Consider the following 18110-nt stretch of genomic DNA (forward strand, 5'->3'; position numbering starts at 1 on the left):
GTCTGCTTCAGAATTTGAGTTTGACTCGGCGTTTGCCTCGTGAGCGGCTCTAGACTTGTTCAGCCCTTGTTTGGCAACTCCAATACTACTTCAAGTCTAATGGAGCGACCGTAGGGAGCGAAGAATCTCCTCGCCACGAGCAAGACTCTTCGTCGCCTAAATGCGGCTCCTCAGAGTGACATAAAAGGAAACAATGGCAGTTAAAGTTTTGATGACATGGGACATCGCCGGCGACCGCGATCAGGAATATTTCGAATTCATCATCGGCGAATTTATTCCCGGCGTGCAGCGCCTCGGCTTGCAACCCGCCGAAGCGTGGGCGACCATCTACGGCTCGTACCCGCAAATTCAAGTCGGCTTGCTCGCCGCAGACATGGTCGAAGCGCGGCGCGTCATCGATTCGCCCGACTGGGCGATCTTGCAGGATAAACTCTTCGGCTACGTCAAAAATTTTTCATACAAAGTTGTGCAAGCGCGCAGTGGATTTCAATTCTATTCGCCGAACAATTAAATGAAATCGCGTTGGTTCTATTTTTTATGCTCAATCGAGGGCGCGGTCGCACTGGTCGCGCTCCTTTTGATTCCATCCGAAGGCGCGAGTCTTTCACCCGCGCGACTCGCCCTCAGCGCCATCATTTTTTCTTTGATGCTGATGTCGGCATGGTTCGCCTTTCGCCCGCCTCAACTTGATCGCCTCGCGCGGACCTCTCTCATCCTCCTCGTCACGCTTCTCTCTCTGACGTTCAGCCTGATCCTGTTTCTTTTGCGTTATCTCAACCCCGAAGCTTTTCTCCCGCTCTACACGCGACTCAGTCCGCTATTGTGGTATCTGCTCGCGCTCTCGATTCAATTCGCCCTCTACCTCCTCCACCTCAAAAACGGATTCCACCTCGACGCGCTCAAACAAAACAAACCAATCTTTGTTGCTTCATTTGCCGTTTTTGCTCTTTTGCTCCTCTTGCTCCTATTTGTCTCCCTCTCCAAACTCGGCATCACCAAAGACACCGCCTACTGGGGCGAACCCGGCGTCCCGATTCTTGGCTGGCAATTCCTCCTCTCCATCCTCCTCGGCGCCACCATCCTCATTTACCAATTACGCAATTACACAATTACCAATTACCAATTACCAATTACAAAATTCTCCAATTCTCCAATTCTCAATTTTCTTCTACCCCTCGCTATCTACCTCACCGCCTCCACCCTCTGGCTCTCCGTTCCAGTTGATTCGCTGAAAAACAGTTTCTACGCGCCCATCACGCCTCCATATACAACTCCCTTCCCATATTCCGACGCGGGATTTTACGACTACCTCTCTCAATCCCTGCTCATCGGCACGGACTATCTCGGCAACATCGCACCGCGTCCCTTGTATGTGACCTTCCTCGCCGCGCTCCATTTTCTGTTCGGGCAGGACTACGTCAAAGTCATCGCCGCGCAGACGTTGGTGTTCGCGTTGTTCCCCGTTGCGTTGTATTTTCTCGGAGCGAAACTCCACTCCCGCGCCGCCGGTGTGACGGTCGCCCTCTTCGCCATCTTCCGCGAGCTCACCACGCTGTGGATCTCCTCCAACACGCGCACCGCCAGTACGAAGATGTTCATCACCGATTTCGCCACCTCGATGGGGATCGCATTCGTGATGCTCGTCGTCATCCGTTGGCTTGAACGCCGCGACATGAAGTCGGCGATCATCGCAGGCGGATCGTTCGGGCTATTGCTGTTGCTCCGCACGCAATCGCTGATCTCCTTGCCATTTGTCTTCATCCTTGCATTCTTTGCTTATCAAAGAAAGATGAAAAATTGGTTCCTCGCTTGCGTCACCTTTGGCTTGGTGATGACCGCGACCATTACGCCGTGGCTGATTCACAATTATCGAATCGTCGGTCAATTCGCTTTCGACGATCCTTCGCAGATGGCGGTCATTTTTTCGCAATATTCCTTTGAAGGGAATTTGGATATCAGCCAGTTCGATTTTGAAAAGGAAAGCCTCGGGAATCGCCTGCTCACGTTCACGCTTGAAAACCCCGGCTTCGTGGCTGGCTTCGTGACGAATCACTTCCTCAACACCGAGATCGGCGGATTGCTCTCTTTGCCCCTCATCGAACCCTTCAACGGACTCCGCGCCCCGGTCAATTTATATTGGATCGAGTGGAACGGGACTCTCGAATGGTATAACTTCGCGCTGGTCATTTTCTATCTCGCGGTCATCGCCATCGGCATTGGCGCATCGTGGAGTCGCTTCAAATGGGCCGGGTTGACTCCGCTGGCGTTCAGCGTTGGCTACGCATTAGCGAACGGCATCTCGCGCTTTTCCTCGTGGCGATATAACCTGCCCATTGACTGGATCGTCTACTTCTACTTCGGCATCGGCGCGATTGAAATTTTGGTTTGGTTTGCGTCTCTTTTTGGGGCGAATGTTTCAAATCTAAAAGTTCTTGACGCAGTTGCACTGAGTCAAAGTGAGCGGCGTGATATACCAAGTAAATCAAAACATGCTATTCTTATCGTCGCATTTGTTTTGGCTGGTTCACTTCCCTGGCTTGCGGAAGGGATCGCCCAGCCGCGTTACACGTCAACAGCCGATGAATTGAAAACGCGGGTAATTCTCCAAGACTCGTCTGTGGAAGAATTTTTATCTCAGCCAAATTCTATAATTCTCGAAGGTGAGTTGCTTTATCCGCGCTTCTTCCGCCGCAATGACGGGATTTTTTCCACAACCCCATGGGCGATCTACTCCGTCCGTGATTTTTCGCGGCTTGGGTTTATTGTCTTGAACACCGGCGCTCATAGTGTCATCTTCCCCGCAGACCAGCCCGTCAAATTGACTCACGGCGCGGATGTGATCGTGGTCGGATGCCAACGCGCAAATTACATCGAAGCGCGTTGGCTTTTCTTCCCTAAATTGGATGAGGCGTATCAAGCGGAAGCATTAAACGAATCGTGTAATCCATAATATGCCTGACTCTGTGGTTTCGATACGCCCTTCGCTAGTGCTTCGGGCTACTCAACCACCATTTGTTTCCAAATGCCCCATTTCTCCACTCACCTCTTAAACTGGTACCACAAAAACAAACGGACTCTCCCATGGCGCGGACATCGTAATCCCTACGCCGTGTGGGTCTCCGAGATCATGCTCCAGCAAACGCGGGTGGAGACGGTGATTCCCTATTTCAAAAAATGGATGAAGTTGTTTCCGAATGTACGCGCGTTGGCAAAGGCCTCCGAGCGGGAGGTGTTGAACGCGTGGGAGGGACTCGGCTATTACAGCCGCGCGCGAAACTTCCACAAAGCCGCGAAGATCGTGGTTGATGAATATGGCGGGAAACTTCCGCGCGATGTGGATGAACTGTGGAAATTACCGGGCATTGGACGCTATACGGCAGGCGCGTTGGCTTCGATTATCTTCGGCATAGACGAGCCTGCGCTCGATGGCAACTTGAAACGAGTCTATGCGCGGCTGTTCGATGTGAAGAGGCCCGTCAATTCAACGGAGGGGGAGAAATTACTCTGGAAAATCGCATACGAGAATTTACCCAAAGGCAGAGCGGCGGATTTCAACCAAGCTTTGATGGATTTAGGCGCGACAGTTTGTGTGCCGAAGAACCCGCGCTGTGAAGTTTGTCCGCTGGCGAGGGATTGCAAAGCGAAGGCGCGAGGTGTTCAGCATTTGCGACCGGTGAAGGTGGCGAAGAAAATTGTGCCGCATTACGTCCACGCGGCGGCGGTGATTGTGGAGCGAATTGCTAATTCGCTCTACGTGTTGCTAGCGCAACGCCCATCGAAAGGATTGCTCGCCGGGATGTGGGAATTCCCCAGCGCGCGAGTCGAAGGCGACGCGGCTGGGGAGGTCGAGTCCGCTCTGAGGGCGGCATACAGGTTGAAGGTCAGAATGAAGCGAGGTCTATATCCCCTTGCAGTTGTGGAGCATACGTATTCGCATTTCAAAGTCACCGTCTACGCGTTTCGATGTGATGTATCGTCAAAAGCGATGGGCGAAAATTTGAAATGGATTCGGTTGAAAGATTTGGGGAAGTATCCGATGGGGAAAGTTGATCGGGCGATTGCGAGGAAAGTAAAAAGTGACAGTCACTTTTGAAGTGACTGTCACTTTGTTTTAATTCGCTCTACTCAGGGTAACCAACACCATCGGTCTGCGCTTGGTCTCTTCATACAGATACGAGCGCACCGCGTTGGCGATGTCTTTTTCGCTTTCCCAGCCGCCGTTGTTGACCACGTCCATGATGTGTTTGCGGACTTCGGGCAAAAGTTCTTCGGCGTCTTCAGGCGAGACGAAACCGCGCGTGATGATCTCGGGGTCGTGCAAAAGCCGCCCGTTGAGTTTGTCCACGCTGATGTCAATGAGGAAGATGCCGGCGCGCGCGAGTTTTTCGCGTTCGCGCATCACGCCGAAATCAATTTCGCCGACCGAGTCGCCGTCTACGAACACGTAGCCGCCGGGGATGCGTTCGCCGAGCGTGAGTTTTCCACCCGCCAACACAACGATCTGACCATTCTCGACGACCATCACATTTTCTTCTTCCACGCCGACTTCGACCGCGAGTTTTCCGTGTCGTCTGAGGTGACGCAGTTCGCCGTGAATGGGGATGAAGTGCTTCGGTCGAACGAGGCTGATGAGGAGTTTTTGTTCCTCCTGCGAGGCGTGACCCGACACGTGAACCGGCGCAATCGCGTCGTAGATAACTTCCGCGCCTCGATGCATCAGGCGGTTGATCGTGCGGCTGATGGTCTCTTCGTTGCCGGGGATGGGATGCGACGACAGCACAACCGTGTCGCCTTGTTTCAGGTCGAATTGACGGTTCGTTCCGGCGGCGAGCCGTCCCACAATGGACGACGGTTCGCCCTGCGAGCCGGTGCACATGATCGCCACTTTATGATCCTGCATTTTCAATGCCTGATCGATCGGCACGATGATCTCATCGGGGATTTCCAAATAGCCTAATTTGCGGGCGATCTTCACGTTGTCCACCATGCTCGGACCGGCGAAGGTCATCTTGCGTCCGTGTTTGGCGGCGGCGTCTGCCACTTGTTGCACGCGCGAGATGAGCGATGCGAACGTGGCGACGATGACTCGTCCCTGCGCTTCGGCGAACACTTTGTCGAACGCGGGCCCGATCACTTTTTCAGAGGGAGTCCAACCGGGGCGTTCGGCGTTGGTCGAATCCGAAAGCAGTACATCCACGCCGCGTTGCGAAAATTCTGCCAGTTTGGCGTAGTCGGTGGGCCAGCCGTCCACAGGAGTTTGATCGAATTTGAAATCGCTCATGTGCACTACAAGCCCGGCGGGCGTGGTGATGCCCAGCGCCACCGCGTCGGGAATCGAATGGCAGACGTGGAAGAACTCCACTTTGAAGGGTCCGATCTCGATCGAGCCGCCCGCTTCCACTTCATTCAAGTCCGCTTTGGCAGAGGCGTTGTTGCGCGCGAGTTTGCCCTCGATCAAGCCGAGGGTGAGCGGCGTCGCGTAAAGCGGCGCGTTGATGTCATTGAGCAGATGATGGATCGCGCCGATGTGGTCTTCGTGTCCATGCGTGATGACGATACCGATCACGTTGCCCGCCCTGCCGCGCAAATATTCGTAATCGGGGACGATGTAGTCTATCCCGATCATGTCGTTGGAGGGGAACATGATGCCCGCGTCTACGACCAGAATCTTATTCTGGAATTCGTAGGCGGTCATGTTCTTGCCTACTTCCCCGAGACCCCCCAGGGGAATGATCTTCAATTTTCCTTGCTTACTCATACAATATGTTTATCCTTGTTTGTTAAATTTTTTATCCGCCATTGGCGGTAAAGGTCATAAAAAAATGACCCTCGCTGACTTGCTCGCGAGGGATTGTGGATCACATGCGATTGTCTTTTACACAAACTGCCACCCTTGGCAGTGCTACCAGTCAACTTCAATGGCGGGAAGTATAGCAGGGCGGATGGGATTTGTAAAGCGGGGATTCGCGGACACTCGACCACCGCGTCTTTCGCAGGGGAGGGTTGATTCAGTTTTCCCCGGCATTTTCTCCGCTTCAACACCGCCCGACGATCAACCGTCGGGCTATTCATACGAAGCCCCCTCAAGGGGACTCCTGATTCTGAGCGCGATACGTTGCGAGCAAGCATAATGGTATTTCGTAACGACTCTATTCGCCAATTCGTAGTGGCCGCCGACAAAGTACGTGGTGGTTGATCCATTTCTCATGGTTTAGGATGGATTTTACCCGCTTCCCGTCGCCGCCGTGGACTTACCCTGAATTTTCGATTGACATTCACTTTTGCCTCATGTAAACTCCCTGCATGGATATAGACCTCGACCTCTATCGTCACGAAGTCCGCGTTTGGATTAACCTTGCATGGTGGGTGATTGGCAAGAGTTTGTGTAAATCAGCGTTTGTTCTTCACCCTCAAACAGAATCGTTTTCGCATCGGTAAGTACAAGAAGATAGTTTTGTGCGCTACGAGTTCATAAGGAGTGTATATGCGTATCCGAGTAGTAATTTCGGGAATCGTTGGCGGAATGGTCGTATCCCTAGTTTCCATTCTGTTCTCCTCGATCCTCGAAAATCTCGATAGAGGGATCAGAACTGTTCCGACGAGCGAATCTCCATCGTGGATCAATCTTTTCGGAGTTGGCGTACCCTACTTGTTAGTTTTTGTTTGCGGGTGGATCGCGGCGCGCTGGAATTGGAGTCGCACATGGAACGCCGCCTTCCTCTCAGGTGCAGGGAGTGGACTGATTGCTGGCGCATTGTATTTTTATTTCAGCGGAGTGACCTTTAATGCTACAGATAGCCAGATTACATTTCTCGCCCGAGTTGGAACCGGCGCTCACGTTGCCGAATTTGAAACCATATTCACTACCCTTTTTCGTTCCGTTATCGACACCTTGTTGTTTCCAGAAGGTTACGATTCAGTAGAATACTTTAATTCGATCGGCGATATTTCCTTGCTTAGCCAATTTGTTCAGAGCGTATCTTTACCGTCTCAATTTTGTTTTGCTAGCTTGAGTGGCGGGGCTTTTTGTGGCGCGCTCGGTGGTTTGGCATCTGTTTTGGTTGATCGCGATGACGTGTGGGGTAGTTCAGTTCCCGCGTATGACCCATGGTTGTTTCGTCTCTCTGCCTATTTCCTCATTCTGAATGGACTCCTAGTCACATTGATAACCGTTAGTGTCGCCACATTATTAGATGGCGCTATTGTGCAATGGGCAAAAGATGTGAATTGGGGTCTGTCAAAGCCCCCTTCATGGCTTGATATATTTTTTTGGATTCACTTCCTTGTCGTCTCAGCGATTTCAGGAATATTTACAACCTTGACGCCTTCGCTGATGTCTATAGCTTTAGGGCGGGCGGTTGATTTGGTGGAGATCCTTTTCGCCCTTACTTGGGGATGGACATTGCGTGATTGGATACTGGAACGAAAACGTTCGATATTATCTGGGTTGTGGACATTGCTAACTTTGGCTAGCATGTTTTACTGGATCGTAAACGACGCGTTGAGTAAGCCTTCAAATATCCTTGGCGAAATTAATGACTTTGGGGTCTTTGTGCCCTTTCGAGGCGAGATGATTGACGTGTTTCCTTTGTTCCAAATACTAGCACACCTGTTTGTTTTAGGTGTTGCCGTTCTTATCGGCTGGAATATCAAGCGTACGCCCAAAACCGAATGGGCTTCATATCGTTTTGGAGATCGCCTCGGCTATCTCTTGACTTGCGCAATTCTTGGTGGTGTGCAAATGATGACCGGAATCGTTATTTATGCAATCCCGATTATATTAATCATCATCACGGGCGATATGCATTTTAGGGATATGGACGCGAAACTCCTGTCTACCATCCAAGAGCAGATTTTTCTGTTGCGGGATAATCGAATAATGTTTTTACTCATTACCACCGGCGTAATTTTCTCCGTTATTGTGATTAACCTAATACTTGCATTGCTTTTCCTGTGGGTTACTGTTTTTTTCGAAACCTGTTCAGACCTCGAAAGAGGGTTTCTAGCATTTCGAACTCTGCGTGACATCTCCGAACGGGCATGATGATAAGTTGTGCTACTTAAAGTGCGAGGCCTTTTGCCAAATTGACATACCCTCCCTCCTCATGTAAACTCTCTGTATGGACATTGACCTCGACCTCTATCGTCACGAAGTCCGCGTTTCGACGAATCCGCTGGTGAGGCTATCGGCGATTGACATTTCGCCCGATCATCCCCAGCGGACGTTTGTTTTCATCCACGGGTTTGGGGGACAGGCGAGTCAGTGGCGCAACCAACTGCAAAAATTCGCAGTAGATAACCGCGTTATCGCGCTCGACTTGCGCGGGCACGGACTCTCCGATAAACCAACCAGCGGATACGACATGCCGCAGATCATCGAAGATGTGGAAACCGCGCTGACACTTCTCAATGTAAAAGGGAAGTTTGTTTTAGTGGGACATTCCTTCGGCGGAGCGATAGTCACTGAATATGCGTTGAAAAATCCGAGCCGGGTCGAGCGGTTGATTCTGATCGCCACAGCGGGTCAATACAAGTTGCGGACTTTGTATCGCTCTGTGTTGAGTCTGCCAGTTTCTGTTTTGCGTTGGCTTGCGCCTCTAACTCGATCTTGGCTCCATGCTGCGCCGTACGCGCTCAAACGATTCTACGGGGACAACATGTCGAAGTGGATGGGCTGGGATCGCTTCGCCGCGCTTGAGGTTCCCACGCTGGTGATTCGCGGTCACCGCGACCGGGTGTTCGAGCGTCCATTTTTCGAGAGGGTGCCCGTGTCTATTCCGGGGGCGGAAGATGCCGACATCGGCGTATCAGGTCACATGGTCATGTTAGAGCGGCGCGAGGCGGTGAACCGCGCGATGGAGCGATTCCTCGCCGGCGAAGGTCAGCGTTCGTGGCGGGTATCCAATAGCCGTCCGTTAAAAAACAGTGGGCGCGAGTTGCTGTTGAAGACGCGCCCATGGCTGGAAAATTACGAGCGGGGCGTGCCATACACCGTCAGCGTGCCGAATATCCCGTTGCATCATTTATTGCGCTCGGCGGTGCGGCGTTTTCCGAATCGCCCCGCGATTTATTTTGAGGGGAGTCGTTTATCGTATCGGCGATTGAATCACGAGGCGAATCGTTTCGCTAACGCGTTGCTTTCGCTCGGAGTTGGCAAAGGCGCGCGCGTGGTGTTGTTATTGCCGAACGTGCCGCAAATGGTGATCGGATTTTACGGCGCGATGAAAGCTGGCGCGACGGCAGTGTTGTTGCCGCCGGTGATCGAGCCTGATGAAATTGTGCGGCAGGTAAAAGATTCGGATGCCAGCGTTCTTGTCACACTTTCGATGTGGGCGGGGCTTGCCAAACAGATTCAAGAGGGGAGCGGCGTGCCGCATGTGGTGTTGACCGACCCCGCCGATTATTTGTCCCTGCCGAAGTATTTGATCTCCTCGTGGCGCAATCGCGGTTACGGTTTGCGCAACTCGCTGAGATGGAAAGATTGGCTCGGCGGAAACAGCAACAAATCACCGACAGTTGAAGTCTCGCCGGATGATCTGGCTGTGATCCAGTACACCGGCGGGACGACCGCGCAATCGAAGGGCGTGATGTTGTCGCATCGCAATCTCGTGGCGAACGCCTTGCAGACACGTCACTGGCTTCCCGAAGCGCGCGAAGGCAAAGAACGATTCTTGTGCGTCGTTCCGATCTTTCACAGTTACGGCTTGACCACGGCGATGAATGTGCCGATCAGCGTCGGCGCGGCGATGATCCTCAAAGCGCAATTCCAAGTATTGGATGTGTTGAAAGCCATCAAACGCTACAAGCCGACCATCTTCCCCGGCGTGCCAAACATGTACCGCGCCATCAATAGTTTCCGCGGCGTGCGCAAGTTTGGCATCCAATCCATCAATTATTGCATCAGCGGTTCGGAGCCGTTGCACGTTGAAGTGCAGGAGGCGTTCGAGAAATTGACGAAGAGTCGCCTGGTGGAGGGATACGGCTTGACCGAAACATCGCCGGTGACGCACGCGAATCCGTTGGGAGAAAAACGAAGGGTCGGCACGATCGGCGTTCCGCTTCCATCCACAGAGGCAAAAGTATTGGACCTCTCGCAAAAAAATAAAGAAGTGAAGCAAGGTCACATCGGCGAACTCGCCGTGCGCGGTCCGCAAGTGATGATGGGATATTGGAAAGATACGAAAGCGACGAAAGAAGTTTTAGCCGAGGATGGCTGGTTACTCACCGGCGACATCGCGCAAGTAGACGAAGACGGATACACCCGCATCATCGCGCGCAAAGCAGATATGTGGTACCCGCATCAACACAAGAAACAACCCGCCTTCCCGCGCGACGTGGAAGAAGTGATTTATGAAATCCCGCAAATTAAAGAGGTGGCAGTTACCGCAGTGGCGGGCAATCCGTTTGCGTTCGTCATCGCCGGGCAAGAACGCCCCACGCCGGCGGCGGTGATGGCATATTGCAAACGCAGACTGCCCGCGCATCTCGTTCCGCGTTTTGTGATCTTTATGGATGAATTCCCAAAATCCTATATCGGCAAAGTGTTGCGGCGTGAATTGGCTCGGAGATATGAAAAGCACGCCTGAAATCGAAATCCCTACAACTGCAAATTATGTCCAACAGGGGAGCGGCTCGCCGGTCATTTTGATTCACGGTGTCGCCGCGTCGCTTCACGATTGGGACGAGTTGACTCCCGAACTCGCGCAGAACGGATACGCTTCATACGCGCTCGACCTGCTCGGTCATGGCGACAGCCCCAAACCCGATTCGCGTTCGTATCATGTTGAGTGGCTCTTTGAACATTTTTCAAAATGGATGACGTCGCTTCGACTGACCGAACCCGCGATCCTCGTCGGACATTCACTCGGCGGATTCATCGCGCTGGAGTACGCGCGCCGCTTCCCAACGCGGACGGGCGGCTTGGTCCTCGTTAGTCCGTTTTATTCGCGCCTTCAACTTCCTCTCCTCCTGCGCCGCTCGTACAGCAGTATCGGCTTGCGGAAAATCATCCTCAAGCGGACGCCCGCATGGCTCTTCCGCCTCATCGTGGATGTGACCAGCGTGGCGATGGGTCACAGCACGGGTGCGTTACATTCCCTGCCGGAACATATCCGCGCGCAGACTGCGTTGGATTACACACGCACCGCGCCGGGCGTGTATCACATCCCCAATGAAATTTCCGATAGCGCTGAAACGTTGTCCCATATCAATGTCCCAACCTTGGTTGTGTGGGGCGACCGCGATAAAACGCTCGCGCCAGAATCTTTCCCGAAGTTGGTCGAAGCCATGCCGCGCGCTGTTGGAAAGTCAATCCATGCCGGGCATGTGCCGCATCAATCCAACGCAGAGGAGTTTAATCCGATGGTGTTGGAATTTTTGAAGTCGACTCGATTCTCGTAATGCGACATTTATGTCGCTCTTGCGCAAGAACAGATTAAAACGCGAGATATGGAAATTAACAAATAAATGCCGTAATCGTGTAGTTGGCGTTCTCTAACGCCAACGGGCGCGTAAGACTCCTTTGGCGCGCGCTCTGCATGGATTGCGAGATTATTTTCTCAAAATTCATAATCTCGCGTTACCGAATTAACTGTGCAAGGCGAGTTAATGAAATGGAAGCGCTGAGATCGTCGGTGGGGAAGAGAGTCGAGGAGACTGAAGCAACTCTCCCTGCGAGAAGAAGCGGCGTCGGCATCCGCATTTTGAATCCGCTGATATTTGTCACGATATTTTAAGGTCATGCCTCTTGAATTGAAAAATCGGTTGTGCTAGAATTCGGCATGAAAACAACCAAATGTATGGGGATTGAGAGCCTTTACGCCCATATTTGGCGGCAACAAATGTTCTAAAAATCGGAGAGTTTATTCATTCATGCGGTGCCCATACTGCCAACATCACGACTCTAAAGTGCTAGATACCTCCCATGACAACCACGGAGGCATCCGCCGCCGCCGAGAATGTTTCAAATGCGGACAGCGCTTTAGCACGTACGAGCGTCCCATCCTTGCGACGCCGCTTCTGGTGAAACAGGATGGCACGCGCGAGGAGTTTGATCGCGAAAAACTGGCGCGCGGCGTCCGCATCTCGTGCGCCAAGCGACCCGTCTCCGCCGCCGACATCGAGCGTATGATCGGGCAAGTCGAATCTCAGTTACAGAAAATGGGCAAATCGGAAGTTTCCTCCCGCATTGTTGGCGACCTTGTGATGAAAGGTCTGAAAGAGTTGGATCAGATCGCGTACATCCGTTATGCGATCGTGTATCTCGGGCTGGATGATCTCCAGTCCATTCGCAACGAAATCAATCATTTACTCGAAGGCTAATTTACCGACAACCATCATTCCGCAGTGGGCGGAGTGTCAATGGTTGTCGGATTTTTGTCTCGATTAATTCCGTGCTGAGCGAAGCGACCCTGAGCGAAGCGAAGGGGAGCGCAGTCGAAGCACATGTATCTGGCAAGTCCATCCTTCGACTGCGAACCTCGCAACGAGCGCTCGGTTCTCCGCTCAGGATGGAAATAACTATACTTTGAGGAGAGTGCGTCATGGCTACCAAAGCAGTCACGAAAACCGAGCAAGTCAAAAATGGGTTGCTTCCCACGCCGCCCATGCCGAAGGGGTTGCCCCAGGCGAACCTCACCGACAACGCGCGGCAAGTGTTGATGAAGCGCTACGTCCGCCGCGGGGACGATGGCAAGCCCGCCGAAACGGTCGAGGAGATGTTTTGGCGCGTGGCATATCATGTGGCAAAAGTCGAAGCGCTGTGGGACGCCGACATTCAAGAGCGGACGATCCAGTACTATCATTTATTATCCAGCAAGAAATTTTTTCCGAACTCTCCAACGTTTACAGGCGCGGGGACTCCGCTTGGTCAACTCGCGGCGTGTTTCGTACTTCCGATCACCGATGATATGGGACGTCACTCTGCGGGCATTTTCCAAACTCTGCGCGACGCGGCATTGATCCAACAGACAGGCGGCGGGAACGGATTCTCGTTCTCGCGTCTACGTCCGCATGGCGCGATGGTGCAGACTTCGGCTGGTCAGGCGACGGGACCTGTGGGATTCCTCCGCGTGTACGATCATGCGTTTGGAGAGATTGCGCAGGGCGGTTGTTTATTGCCTGAAACATTGGTGTTCACGAATAAAGGTTTGTTGCGCTTGGATGAGATCGTTGATGAAAATAAAAACGGCTGGCAGGAACATCAACTCACTGTGCCGACAGATGAAGGCGTCAAAGCATCTCCGCGCGGATACAACAATGGAGTAGCCGATGTAATGCGTGTTCACACACGCGAAGGCTTGAGCATCACAGGCACACCGAATCACAAAGTAAAAGTGATGACGGATAACGGTCCCCAATGGAAAGAGATTCAAGATTTAACGAAAGGTGACTGGATCGTCGTCCGCACGGGCGAGCATACAGGCGCGTTGCAATCTTTGAAGAAGCCGACGCAGAAACATGGAAATCAGGTGATGCCCGAACTGCCGTCCATGCTGGATGAAGAATTTGCCTTCTTCTTGGGTTATCTGGCAGGCGATGGATTTGTGGCGCAAGGCGAACAGGATCATCGCGTGGGCGTTAGCGTGGCTCACTCTTCCTACTTGATGGAAGAAATGCCGATGATTCTGGAGCGGCTGTTCAACGTCAATGTTCACCGAATGCAGAAGCCGAATGACAAGTCGGTTACGTTTGTGATGGACAATCGCGCCCTCAAAGACTTCTTGTTGATGAATGGACTCGGCAAGCAAACAAGCCGTAACGTGTCTGTCCCGCGTTTGATTCGTCAATCTCCTGCGAACATCGTCGGCGCGTACTTGCGCGGACTGTTCGAAGCGGATGGCACATTGGTACACGGCTATCCTTCATTGACAACCTCCTCGGCGCGACTGACGCGAGAAGTGTCCACGTTGTTGATCGGTCTCGGTTGCCCTGTGGGCATCCGCACAGTTTCTGCTGGCTTGGATCGTTGGGGCGATTCCGAAACGCATCAAGTAAAGATCGTCTCGACGGTTGGCTTGCAGGCATGGCGCGAAAAGATCGGGTGCGACCAGCGCTCACGATTTGTCTCTGCCTACGCATGGGAGAGCGACCAACGGCGCGAGAGTTCGTATGTGTTGCCTAACCCCGCTTATTGGTTGCAACCCGTTTTGGATTCGATCACACTCGAACAGATTGACGCCAAAGGACGCGGCAGGAATATCAACTTCCGAAGCACCGAGCCGCGCTTGCGCCGCCAGTTGTTACGATACATGCGCGATGAACGAAACCTGACCCGCTCGGGCTACGATTTGCTCAAGACCGAATATTTCGATGTGTTTGAGAACGCGCCTTCTGCGGATAATTTCTGGTTTGTGGAAGTTGGCGGAGTCGAATCGGCGGGCAAGTCGCTGACGCTTGACCTTGAAGTGAATGACAACCACACCTATCTTGCTTATGGCATGGTAACTCACAACACGCGTCGCGGCGCGAACATGGCGGTCCTGCGCGTGGATCATCCCGATGTGGAAGATTTCATCACCTGCAAGATCAACGAAAATCAAATTACAAACTTCAACATCTCGGTCGGCATCACGGACGCGTTCATGCGCGCGATGAAGAACGATGAGGAATGGGAGTTGCGATTCCCTGATTTGAAAGAGATGAAGCAAAAAGGATTCAGCGGTACGCTCGAACAAGCCGAAACCGCGGGGATCACGATCCACACGTATAAAAAAGTGAAAGCGCGCGAGCTGTTCGATAAGATCGTCAAGCAGGCGCATCACAACGGCGAGCCTGGCGTGTTGTTCCTCGACGCGGCGAATCGGAGCAATCCCGTTCCGCATTTGTATCCGCTGGAGGCGACAAACCCCTGCGGTGAGCAATGGCTTGGACCTTACGAGAACTGCTGTCTCGGTTCCGTGAATCTCAATGAGCACTGCGGACCCGATGGAACAGTTGATTGGGAATTGTTGCGCGAGAGTGTTGTGACTGCCACGCGTTTCCTCGATGATGTCGTCGAAGCGAATGCGTATGTGCCTGCTGTTCCGCAATTGACAGAAGCCGCGCACAAGGCGCGTCGCATCGGGCTTGGCATCATGGGTCTCGCGGACTTGATGTATCACGTCGGCGTGCGATACGGATCGAAGGAGGGGCAGGAGTTCGGCGCGCAGGTGATGGAGTTCGTCCGTTATCACGCGATGGTCACGAGCGTCGAGTTGGCGAAAGAGCGCGGCGCGTTCCCTGCCATCGAAGGAAGCATCTACGACAAGAAAGATATGAAGTGGGCTCCGCCGAAGAGTTTGGTCAACTATCAGAATAACTGGAACAAGCCGCCCGTCGAGTGGGACGCGGTGGTGGATGGAATCCGCAAACATGGAATCAGAAATGCCGCGCAGACCACCGTCGCTCCAACAGGCACGATCGCAACCGTCGCGGGATGTGAAGGTTATGGCTGTGAACCCGTCTTCGCGCTCGCGTATATTCGTCATGTCAATGATAACGGCAAAGATCTGAAACTCGCGTATGCCAGCCCGCGCTTCGATGAGGCGTTGAAAAAATTGGGGCTCGGCGAAGAGAAGCGGCAGGAGATCGTCGAGCAGGTGATGCGCGAAGGCACGTGCCAGCACATCAAAGAAATTCCGCAAAGCGTGCGCGATACGTTCGTTGTGTCGGCGGACATCACTGCCGATGAACATGTGCGCATGCAAGGCGCGTTGCAAGCGTTCGTGGATAATTCGCTGTCGAAAACCGTGAACTTCCCCGAGGGCGCAACCGAAGCGGATATTGCCACCGCGTACATGCTCGCGTGGGATCTCGGATGCAAAGGCATCACGGTGTATGTGACGGGCTCGCGCGATAAAGTGGTGTTGGAGACGAACGCCACTGCGGATAAAAAGACGCCTCAATCCCAGCCGACAGTTGATTCTGTTTCGAAACCCGAACTCGCCCCGACGTTTTCTCACGACCCGAAGAAACCGCGTCCCCGCGCGTTGACGGGAAAAACGTACAACGTCGAGACTCCCGTCGGCAAGGCGTTCATCACCATCAACGAAAACGGAGGCGAGCAACCGTTCGAGGCATTCATCAACACCGCGAAGGCTGGCTCTGAAACTGCCGCCGTCTCCGAAGCGATCGGCAGACTCATTTCGTACATCCTGCGAATGACCTCAACAGTGAAACCAACAGACCGAATGCGCGAGATCGTGCGTCAACTCATCGGCATCGGCGGCGGTCGCTCGCTGGGATTCGGTCCCAACCGCGTGCGGTCACTGCCCGATGGGATCGGTCAAGTGCTCGACACGTACCTGCGCGAAAAAGACGGATTGAAAACCGACTTGGATGAAAAGAAATCGAACGGCAACGGCGGTCACACGATTGAGGAAGAAGTTAGCGCAGCACAAGCGCCCAAAATGAAGATCGGCGACCTGTGCCCCGAGTGCGGAGAAGCGGCCGTGGTGAATGAGGAGGGTTGCAGGAAGTGTTATGCGTGTGGGTTTAGTGAGTGTTAATGTTGTATGAAATGTTCCGCCCGCAGTTTAACTGCTGGCGGAACAGATAAAGCGGATGGTAAAATGAAATTATGAATCGGACAATGACCTCCGTCAAAACGAAAATTCGCCCGGTTGGGTTTCCGCCTGTGGCAAGCACGTTGCCGCTGGCAATTCAACGGATTGTTTCCGAACTCAAACCAGAAAAGATCATTCTGTTCGGTTCGTATGCGTATGGGAATCCTACACCGGACAGTGACGTGGACTTACTGGTCATTATGAACACGAAGGAGAAAGATGTTGACCGGTATGTGGCTGTCTCGAACTTGCTTTATCCGCGCCAGTTCCCGGTGGACATTCTGGTCAAGACGCCGAAAGAAATCGAAACGGAAAAGAAGAAGCGGGGAAATTTTTTCCTGCGCGAGATTTTGACCAAGGGGAAGGTATTGTATGAGCGACGCGGATGACGCCCTGGAATGGGTGAAGTACGCCGAAGAAGATTTGATTCTGGCGAAAAGCGCGCTGAGGCGGAGCAAGCCGCTTACCATGGGCTCTTGCTTTCACAGCCAGCAATGCGCGGAGAAGTATCTCAAAGCGATTCTGGTTTCAAAAGATGCTGAATTTCCGAAGACGCACGACTTGTTGATCCTTGATGGGCTTTGCAAGGCGGCAGGTATTCTCACAGGATTTACCAAAGAAGATTTGGGCAGGTTGTCGGGATATGCAGTGCGGACTCGATACCCGGGAAACCAGCCTGTTCCAAAAGAGGCAAGAGAGGCGCTTGAGATTGCGATGCAAATTCGCCGTTTTGCTCGGGCTTTCCTTGGGTTGAAGAGATGAAGATCGGCGACCTGTGTCCAGAGTGCGGGGAAGCCGCAGTTGTGAATGCGGACGAGGAGACTCGTCCGCTTTTTGTTATGCTATAATGTATCCACAATTGTAGGCACAGACAGGAGATTAAAATGGTCACTGTTGGAATTCGAGAACTGAAACAGCAAGCCAGCGAACTTGTCCGTGTGGTGCGTGAGACAGGGAAAGAAGTGCAGATCACGTATCATGGGGAAGTGGTCGCGTTGTTGATCCCCGTCAAGAGCAAACGAAAAAAAGATGACGCGAAGGCTTGGGCGAAGCTCGACCATCTTGCCGCGGAAATCGGCGCGCGCTGGCCCAAGGGCGTCTCTGCCGCGCGTGCGGTATCTGAGTCGCGGCGATAATGTTTATCGTCCTAGATGCCAGCGTTTGGGTGGCTCGGCTGGTCTCTGAAGATGTTTTCTATGAGCCTGTGAAGAAGTGGATGTCTGAACGCATCGAAGCGGAAGATCAGTTCCTTGCGCCGTCGCTTCTTCTGGCTGAGGTCGGTGGCGCGATCAGTCGTCGCACATCCTCATCATTAGGATTGGAAGCGGTTGGGCAATTACAGAACCTATCAAGTTTACAGTTGATTGAAATGGAACATTCCCTGATACAGGAAGCGGCTCGACTCGCGGCGGATTTGGGTCTGCGCGGAGCCGATTCTGTTTATGTGGCAGTCGCGGCGCGGTTAGGTGTTCCGCTGGCGACACTGGATACAGAGCAAAGAGAAAAATCTGTTTATCAAATCACATTGTTGGATATCCCCTCATGATGCTTGTTACTTTGTAACGA

The 18110-nt window shown here is 53.0% G+C and carries 14 protein-coding genes; 13 read left to right on the forward strand and 1 reads right to left on the reverse strand.

The window, feature by feature from the left end:
- Nucleotides 1-193: 193 nt before the first annotated feature.
- The 3 genes from AC16KF_RS01470 to mutY all read left to right on the forward strand — a co-directional run bounded on the left by AC16KF_RS01470 (nt 194) and on the right by mutY (nt 4093).
- Nucleotides 194-511: a hypothetical protein gene (locus AC16KF_RS01470; RefSeq protein WP_484035508.1), complete on the forward strand. Its 318-nt coding sequence runs from the start codon at nt 194-196 to the stop codon at nt 509-511.
- The gene (locus AC16KF_RS01475; RefSeq protein ID WP_484035509.1) at nt 512-2950 is read left to right on the forward strand and encodes a hypothetical protein; all 2439 of its coding nucleotides are present in this window, start codon (nt 512-514) and stop codon (nt 2948-2950) included. It abuts the gene before it with no gap.
- 72 nt (nt 2951-3022) lie between these two features.
- Nucleotides 3023-4093 carry an A/G-specific adenine glycosylase gene (gene mutY, locus AC16KF_RS01480; protein WP_484035510.1) on the forward strand — a complete coding sequence of 357 codons (1071 nt, stop codon included), beginning with the start codon at nt 3023-3025 and terminating at the stop codon, nt 4091-4093.
- Nucleotides 4094-4111: 18 nt separating this feature from the next.
- On the opposite strand, the gene AC16KF_RS01485 is transcribed toward mutY, so the two are convergent.
- Complete coding sequence (locus tag AC16KF_RS01485) at nt 4112-5758, reverse strand: ribonuclease J (protein WP_484035511.1); 1647 nt, start codon at nt 5756-5758, stop codon at nt 4112-4114.
- Between the two features lie 726 nt (nt 5759-6484).
- Between AC16KF_RS01485 and AC16KF_RS01490 the strand changes: the two genes are divergently transcribed.
- The 10 genes from AC16KF_RS01490 (at nt 6485) to AC16KF_RS01535 (ending at nt 18090) form a co-directional block, all read left to right on the forward strand.
- Nucleotides 6485-8044, forward strand: a complete 1560-nt coding sequence (locus AC16KF_RS01490) for a hypothetical protein (RefSeq protein WP_484035512.1) — start codon at nt 6485-6487, stop codon at nt 8042-8044.
- Nucleotides 8045-8120: 76 nt separating this feature from the next.
- On the forward strand, nt 8121-10586 hold the full coding sequence (locus tag AC16KF_RS01495) for an alpha/beta fold hydrolase (RefSeq protein WP_484035513.1): 2466 nt from the start codon (nt 8121-8123) through the stop codon (nt 10584-10586).
- Nucleotides 10570-11400 (forward strand): alpha/beta fold hydrolase, encoded by an 831-nt coding sequence (locus AC16KF_RS01500; protein ID WP_484035514.1) that lies wholly within the window; start codon nt 10570-10572, stop codon nt 11398-11400. Before AC16KF_RS01495 ends, AC16KF_RS01500 begins: the two co-directional genes overlap by 17 nt.
- A 212-nt stretch (nt 11401-11612) precedes the next feature.
- Entirely contained in the window at nt 11613-11735 is a 123-nt protein-coding gene (locus AC16KF_RS01505) for a hypothetical protein (protein ID WP_484035515.1), read from the forward strand.
- Between the two features lie 136 nt (nt 11736-11871).
- Nucleotides 11872-12321: a transcriptional regulator NrdR gene (gene nrdR, locus AC16KF_RS01510; RefSeq protein ID WP_484035516.1), complete on the forward strand. Its 450-nt coding sequence runs from the start codon at nt 11872-11874 to the stop codon at nt 12319-12321.
- Between the two features lie 221 nt (nt 12322-12542).
- Nucleotides 12543-16487 (forward strand): adenosylcobalamin-dependent ribonucleoside-diphosphate reductase, encoded by a 3945-nt coding sequence (locus AC16KF_RS01515; RefSeq protein ID WP_484035517.1) that lies wholly within the window; start codon nt 12543-12545, stop codon nt 16485-16487.
- Nucleotides 16488-16570: 83 nt separating this feature from the next.
- Nucleotides 16571-16933 carry a nucleotidyltransferase domain-containing protein gene (locus AC16KF_RS01520; protein WP_484035518.1) on the forward strand — a complete coding sequence of 121 codons (363 nt, stop codon included), beginning with the start codon at nt 16571-16573 and terminating at the stop codon, nt 16931-16933.
- Complete coding sequence (locus AC16KF_RS01525) at nt 16917-17306, forward strand: HEPN domain-containing protein (protein WP_484035519.1); 390 nt, start codon at nt 16917-16919, stop codon at nt 17304-17306. The genes AC16KF_RS01520 and AC16KF_RS01525 overlap by 17 nt, the downstream gene beginning before the upstream one ends.
- A 122-nt stretch (nt 17307-17428) precedes the next feature.
- A complete protein-coding gene (locus tag AC16KF_RS01530; RefSeq protein ID WP_484035520.1) occupies nt 17429-17680 on the forward strand; it encodes a type II toxin-antitoxin system Phd/YefM family antitoxin in 252 nt (83 codons plus the stop codon).
- Entirely contained in the window at nt 17680-18090 is a 411-nt protein-coding gene (locus AC16KF_RS01535; protein WP_484035521.1) for a type II toxin-antitoxin system VapC family toxin, read from the forward strand. Before AC16KF_RS01530 ends, AC16KF_RS01535 begins: the two co-directional genes overlap by 1 nt.
- The last annotated feature ends 20 nt before the right edge of the window (nt 18091-18110 follow it).

The sequence above is a fragment of the Candidatus Defluviilinea gracilis genome (genome assembly GCF_057138825.1).

Excerpts from the sequence above, each read along its gene's own strand:
- AC16KF_RS01495 (WP_484035513.1), top strand. The coding sequence starts at position 8,121 with ATGGACATTGACCTCGACCTCTATCGTCACGAAGTCCGCGTTTCGACG.
- AC16KF_RS01515 (WP_484035517.1), top strand. The coding sequence starts at position 12,543 with ATGGCTACCAAAGCAGTCACGAAAACCGAGCAAGTCAAAAATGGGTTG.
- AC16KF_RS01475 (WP_484035509.1), top strand. The coding sequence starts at position 512 with ATGAAATCGCGTTGGTTCTATTTTTTATGCTCAATCGAGGGCGCGGTC.
- nrdR (WP_484035516.1), top strand. The coding sequence starts at position 11,872 with ATGCGGTGCCCATACTGCCAACATCACGACTCTAAAGTGCTAGATACC.
- AC16KF_RS01505 (WP_484035515.1), top strand. The coding sequence starts at position 11,613 with ATGGAAGCGCTGAGATCGTCGGTGGGGAAGAGAGTCGAGGAGACTGAA.
- AC16KF_RS01535 (WP_484035521.1), top strand. The coding sequence starts at position 17,680 with ATGTTTATCGTCCTAGATGCCAGCGTTTGGGTGGCTCGGCTGGTCTCT.
- AC16KF_RS01500 (WP_484035514.1), top strand. The coding sequence starts at position 10,570 with ATGAAAAGCACGCCTGAAATCGAAATCCCTACAACTGCAAATTATGTC.
- AC16KF_RS01470 (WP_484035508.1), top strand. The coding sequence starts at position 194 with ATGGCAGTTAAAGTTTTGATGACATGGGACATCGCCGGCGACCGCGAT.
- AC16KF_RS01485 (WP_484035511.1), bottom strand. The coding sequence starts at position 5,758 with ATGAGTAAGCAAGGAAAATTGAAGATCATTCCCCTGGGGGGTCTCGGG.
- AC16KF_RS01530 (WP_484035520.1), top strand. The coding sequence starts at position 17,429 with ATGGTCACTGTTGGAATTCGAGAACTGAAACAGCAAGCCAGCGAACTT.
- AC16KF_RS01525 (WP_484035519.1), top strand. The coding sequence starts at position 16,917 with ATGAGCGACGCGGATGACGCCCTGGAATGGGTGAAGTACGCCGAAGAA.
- AC16KF_RS01490 (WP_484035512.1), top strand. The coding sequence starts at position 6,485 with ATGCGTATCCGAGTAGTAATTTCGGGAATCGTTGGCGGAATGGTCGTA.
- AC16KF_RS01520 (WP_484035518.1), top strand. The coding sequence starts at position 16,571 with ATGACCTCCGTCAAAACGAAAATTCGCCCGGTTGGGTTTCCGCCTGTG.
- mutY (WP_484035510.1), top strand. The coding sequence starts at position 3,023 with ATGCCCCATTTCTCCACTCACCTCTTAAACTGGTACCACAAAAACAAA.